Origin of the sequence: Oligella sp. HMSC09E12, from assembly GCF_001808505.1 — a bacterium.
GTDB classification, from domain to species: Bacteria; Pseudomonadota; Gammaproteobacteria; order Burkholderiales; family Burkholderiaceae_B; genus Oligella; species Oligella urethralis.
Map to the genome: position 1 here is coordinate 1 of NZ_KV793555.1, position 5114 is coordinate 5114.

A 5114-nucleotide genomic window follows, 5' to 3' on the forward strand; every position below is an offset into this window, starting at 1 on the left:
AGGCGCTATTGCAACCGATTCATGAGAAGTATTTGTCTGATCAAGAGCTTTTTGTAGATGCTAGCCAATTCATTACCGCTCCTGTAGTAGGTGACATATTGTCAGTTATATTCAAGTCGGATTATCCGAGAAGTATAGAAGGAGGCGTGAATATTCTTGATTATGAATCTAGGATAAGTTACGGTTGTAAATTGTTAGGCTACTCTGAAAAGCAAGGGTGTAAGCCATGAAGCAAGTAAAATACAGGCGGTTTTTATTAGCTTATTTTCTATGTCCTTTTATATATAGTACAGTTCTAGGGTTACTTTCAGTTGGAGTTACAACAGAATCTTTTCATTTGTTGTATGTTTTTTCGTTTTTTATACCTCTGGCCGGAAGTATATTATTTTCTGTTCATATAGTTTTTTTAAGTTTGCTTGCTTTTTATTTATATAAGAGGATTGGTTTTTATAAATTATTAGTCTTGATGAATGTTGCTACTTATTTTTCATTGTCAATCTTTTTTTTAATACCACTTATTGAAGATGGACTTGATTACTGGTATAGGTACAGCCTTGTAATTGGTGGGCCTAGTATGTTAATTCAGACGATTATGTTGTTAATTTTAATTCCTAGAAAATAGTAGTCTAAGTAATACGACCAACAGCGCGCTAGGGATCGCGACCGCGACCCTCAGCCCAAGCCTTGCCAACGAGATCGGGCAGTACTTTAAGTCAACCAATAAGGAAGGCAGTACCGAGCATTTAATGGCGCACGGACTACTTGCCGCCGCCGTAGCGGCGACGGGGGGTAACAATGCCTTAAGCGCGGCAGGTGCTGCCATCAGCGCCGAAGCTGCAGCCCCAGTGCTCGCTCATTACCTCTACGGTAAAGAAGCAGCTGACTTAAACGCCGATGAGAAAGCCACCATCTCCAGCATCACGAGTTTAGTGGGAGCAGGTGTGGGTGCTACCACCGGCACGGACTCGGGTATTGCGCAAGGTGCGCAGTCAGCGGGGACGGCGGTGGATAATAACTACCTCGGTACGGGCGTAAATCTGTTTGGTTGGCAAATTGGTCAAGATCAGTACGCAGAGTTTGGCCAAGAAATGGAAGCTGCGTGCGCTATCAGTCCTGAGGCGTGTCAAGAAGTACGTCAGAAATGGCATGACCTCTCAGTTAAACAAAGTGGGTTGACTGAGGAAGGTGTGGTTGCATGGCATGAGAAACTGGATGCGACCTTTAAAAATCTGTATGGCCAATGTCAAGGTGATACGTCGTGCGTTGCGTACCTGGATTTACAAAAAGAGTTAGTAAGTATTACGCATTTAGGGTTACATGAAGACTTGGGAGTTGTAGGAGTTAACCTGAAACACGCACTGGACATTCAGCAGGGGAACTGGGGTACGTTGGCATTAGATGCTCTGGCAGATTTTGGGGATTTTATCCCGGCGGTGGCTACTAAGCCGATCAGTCAAGGCGTAGACAAGCTAGTTGAACTGGGCGGTGAAGTCTTTGTCCTTAGCAAAGGGGTTTGGTCGAAAGCAACGGGTAGCGTTGCAGATTCAGCGAAGAGCGTCGCACAGACTCAACAACTTAGACACGAATTGCTTGATAACTTTACAGGGACTAAGGAGAAAGTTAAGCAGGCCGAAATCACGATTAATGGTCACTTGATTAAAGCCAACCCGCAGATAAGTCAAAATGCTGCCATTTTTGATGGGGTGAGTGAACAGGATGTGATGAGCTATTTTAAGCAATTGACGGGTGTAGATAAGTTGCCTAAAGCAGAAAAGATGGGTCATTTAAAGGATTTAGATGGTAATCAAGCTATTGTTTATGCTGTTAAGAAAGATGGACTTACCTATAATTTACGGAATGGTTCGAGTAGTATTGATAAAACAGAAGCTCGCTGGACGATAGAGGTTACAGGAACGAGTGGGTATCAAGTGGGTGAAAAAGTGTTAACTAGACCTAGAGTGGAGATAAAGTTTGCAGATAAAATTGATTGAAATAGATGATGCGATTTATGAAAGGACGATTCAGGAAGTTGAGGGTTCTACAGCAGATGCGTTGTGGTTAACAACGAAATGGCATTATAAAGAACTGACGTATGAAGAACGCAAGCAGTTTTTTTTATCAGTGATGTATCGTTTAATGAAAGAAGGGCGCTTAAAATTGGCTTTTCAAGGGAAGTTTCTTGAAGGTACGATTGAAGAACAAGTGGCGCTTTATTCAGAGCGTTGGCCTAAAAATGAAGCTGATCTAATGGATTTCGATTTTCAACTTATTAGAGATTTCACAAAGGAAGACACGTTGATATTTTGGCCTTTATGTGGTTTTGTTTGGTTCTATGAAGATGGTTTTATTGAATGGACGTAAATAATCCTATTTTATTTGCAGTAGAGAGTTAAGCGTAAGTGGCACACCGAGTACGATGATTAATCGTCGATAGTTTAGGCTCTGGATGTGCCACCTTTAATGTCGTCTTATCGTTCGGGAATATCTTGTGGGACTTAGTCGTCTTGTGGAATTTCTGGTTAGGTGAATAGCGATTTTAAATGACTTAATGACGTCTCGATTCTATTGGTACTCTATTTGGGTTATGAAGGTATTGTTTACGGGATTTGTTAGCTAGCGGTGTGGCAAGAGCTCATTAATGGATTTTCCTGATTATTAACAACCTTATGGTGCTATTGGCTAATCCTTTTAAAGCGGCTAAAGAAAGAAGTCAATAATTATATTAAAACTACTAGTTTAAGGAGATAGTGTATGGTAGGTCATGTTTTTACGTTTGAAGAAGCGAAACAAGAATTTGATTACATTATCGATAAGTATGAAGACTTTGGAGAAAGAGAATCCTTATATATCCAAGCACAAAATCGTCTTCATCGTTCAGATACCAATACTTTATTAAAAGGTGGTAAGGATTGGTTGATTGAGCCTTTACGAGATTTGCAACCATTGAGCTTTGCGGTTCTTCAGGAACATGCTTCTAATTACATGGTGGGTTTTCGTTGGGAGAGAGAGAGCCCCCGACCTGACTTGCCTAAAGATCAATTGTTTCATGACGGTTTTTTTGTGGTGAAGGGTCGGGTGATTTGGGCAAGATATGGTTACGAAAGTCATTCTAATCCTTATATCGCAGAGGTAATTAAGAAGTCTTGGTTAGCTCGTAGTAGGGGGTGGGGGACGACAGAGATGATTGTTCCCGTTAACCAACGCCAGTTTATCTGTGATTCTTTTTCGGAGTGGACACCATTTTCTCATGTTGTTGCATTAATTGACAAAAATTGGGAGAAAACTCTTTTGCCTAGTTTGAGAGAGAAAATTCCTAATCTGTACGTTACTCGTACTAACCCGCATGATGGGGAGGAATATGAGTGGGTTAGTTTCAGGTGTTTCCTAGATAGTAGGTTGCCTGAGGATTATTCGTTTATTGGTGATCAACTGTATGTGGTGGATAGTAATCCTGATGGACGCATTTACTGGATTAAGGACTTTGACTTTAAAACGGTTTATTACCTTAATAACCCGGGTGAAGCCATTGATGCTTATAGCGCACACACTTTATTGCAAACCCCGGGACGCTTTGATTTTAGTCCGTGGGCGGTTAAGTTATAGGTGAGGACCTCCTCACCAAGAGCCGCAGTCTTTTTGGCAGTAAGTCCAAAGAGATGCATTGGATAACAGACCGCGAGCAGGCGCTTGCCAGTGAGGTCACGGGTCGTGAGGTGCTGCTGCAGAGTGGCCAAGATATCCGTATCACGGGCAGTGATGTGATTTCTGATGAGGGGACGTATCTGCAAGCGGGTCGTGATATTACCTTGGCTGGGGCCGAGGAATATGCTTTTTCCGACTACCATGAAAAAACCAAGCGCTCGGGACTCTTTGGGACGGGCGGGATAGGCATTACCATTGGCTCTAAATCCACTGAGATTGATCATGACCGTAGCGATGGTAGTTTACGTGGTACGTTGGTGGGGTGTTCGTCGAACTCCGCATTAAGCGCAGCCTCGACCGTCACATTCGTTAATATCTGCCTAAATTACTGCTGATTGATGAAATCTCCTTTGATCAATGGGCTGACATCTTCGCAGGTGACTCGGCATTAACTGGCGCTATGCTTGATCTTCTATTACATTATTGCCATGTAATCCAATTTAAAGGATATAGTTATCGACTTTAAAATTGCCCTAATTTAGGCGTAATGCCTTATAGTAATAAATAATTTGAAGAGGCAAACTTAAACGGCATCTTATACTCGTTAAAGCAAAATTTATTAACTGGGTTTAAGTATTAAGGTAAATATGAGCAATAAATTTAAATTATCAATAATTATATTAGTATTAAGCCTTGGATTGCTTTCTTATGCCATCTATAAACAAGTAGGTGATCCAGAGGTGATCAAATCGTTTGAGTTGTATGAAGAATCGGCGCAACAGGGCGATGCCGATGCTCAGTACTATTTAGGGCGGATGTATGTTGAGGGTCGTAGCGTTCAGCAGGACGATGTTAAAGCGTTTGAATGGTTTGAAAAATCAGCACAACAAGGTCATGTATTTGCTCAGTATAATTTAGGAGCAATGTATGACGAGGGTCGTGGCGTTCAGCAGGACGATGTTAAAGCGTTTGAATGGTATGAAAAATCAGCGCAACAAAGCGATGTAGACGCTCAGTATAATTTAGGTCTGATGTATGCCGAAGGTCGTGGTGTTGCTCAAGATGATGTTAAAGCGTTTGAATGGTTTGAAAAATCGGCGCAACAAGGTGATGCAGAGGCTCAGAACTACTTAGGGGCGATGTATGCCGAGGGTCTTGGTGTCGCTCAAGACGATGTTAAAGCGGCTGAATGGTATGAAAAATCAGCGCAACAAGGTGATGCAGAGGCTCAGTATAATTTAGGGGTGATGTATGCCAGAGGTCGTGGTGTTACTCAAGACGATGTTAAAGCGTTGGAATGGTACAAAAAGTCGGCGCAACAAGGTGATGCAGATGCTCAGTATATTTTAGGTGTGATGTATGTTGAAGGTAGTGGCGTTACTCAAGACTATGTTAGAGCAGCTGAATGGTTTGAACAATCGGCACAACAAGGTCCAGCTTGAGCCTGTAAATAATTTTGTGTAACTTCCTTT

Annotated in this window: 8 protein-coding genes; all 8 read left to right on the forward strand. The window is 42.1% G+C overall.

What is annotated here, in order from left to right; all coding sequences use genetic code 11:
- Nucleotides 1–230, forward strand: a 230-nt coding sequence (locus tag HMPREF3179_RS12380; RefSeq protein WP_210398750.1) for a PIN domain-containing protein, incomplete at its 5' end; no start/stop codon positions are given.
- The gene (locus tag HMPREF3179_RS03425) at nucleotides 227–622 is read left to right on the forward strand and encodes a hypothetical protein (RefSeq protein WP_036561464.1); all 396 of its coding nucleotides are present in this window, start codon (nucleotides 227–229) and stop codon (nucleotides 620–622) included. The genes HMPREF3179_RS12380 and HMPREF3179_RS03425, both read left to right, overlap by 4 nt.
- Nucleotides 623–746: 124 nt before the next feature.
- Nucleotides 747–1991 carry a VENN motif pre-toxin domain-containing protein gene (locus HMPREF3179_RS12480; RefSeq protein WP_070469731.1) on the forward strand — a complete coding sequence of 415 codons (1245 nt, stop codon included), beginning with the start codon at nucleotides 747–749 and terminating at the stop codon, nucleotides 1989–1991.
- Nucleotides 1984–2361, forward strand: coding sequence for a DUF596 domain-containing protein (locus HMPREF3179_RS03435; RefSeq protein ID WP_070469732.1), 378 nt, complete (start codon nucleotides 1984–1986; stop codon nucleotides 2359–2361). Before HMPREF3179_RS12480 ends, HMPREF3179_RS03435 begins: the two co-directional genes overlap by 8 nt.
- Nucleotides 2362–2751: 390 nt before the next feature.
- Entirely contained in the window at nucleotides 2752–3603 is an 852-nt protein-coding gene (locus tag HMPREF3179_RS03440; RefSeq protein ID WP_070469733.1) for a hypothetical protein, read from the forward strand.
- Nucleotides 3600–4037, forward strand: coding sequence for a hemagglutinin repeat-containing protein (locus tag HMPREF3179_RS03445; RefSeq protein ID WP_256388746.1), 438 nt, complete (start codon nucleotides 3600–3602; stop codon nucleotides 4035–4037). Before HMPREF3179_RS03440 ends, HMPREF3179_RS03445 begins: the two co-directional genes overlap by 4 nt.
- A gap of 32 nt (nucleotides 4038–4069) precedes the next feature.
- Nucleotides 4070–4168: an ATP-binding protein gene (locus tag HMPREF3179_RS12105; protein WP_371419259.1), complete on the forward strand. Its 99-nt coding sequence runs from the start codon at nucleotides 4070–4072 to the stop codon at nucleotides 4166–4168.
- Between the two features lie 214 nt (nucleotides 4169–4382).
- Entirely contained in the window at nucleotides 4383–5084 is a 702-nt protein-coding gene (locus tag HMPREF3179_RS03450; RefSeq protein WP_168160349.1) for a tetratricopeptide repeat protein, read from the forward strand.
- Nucleotides 5085–5114: the final 30 nt, after the last annotated feature.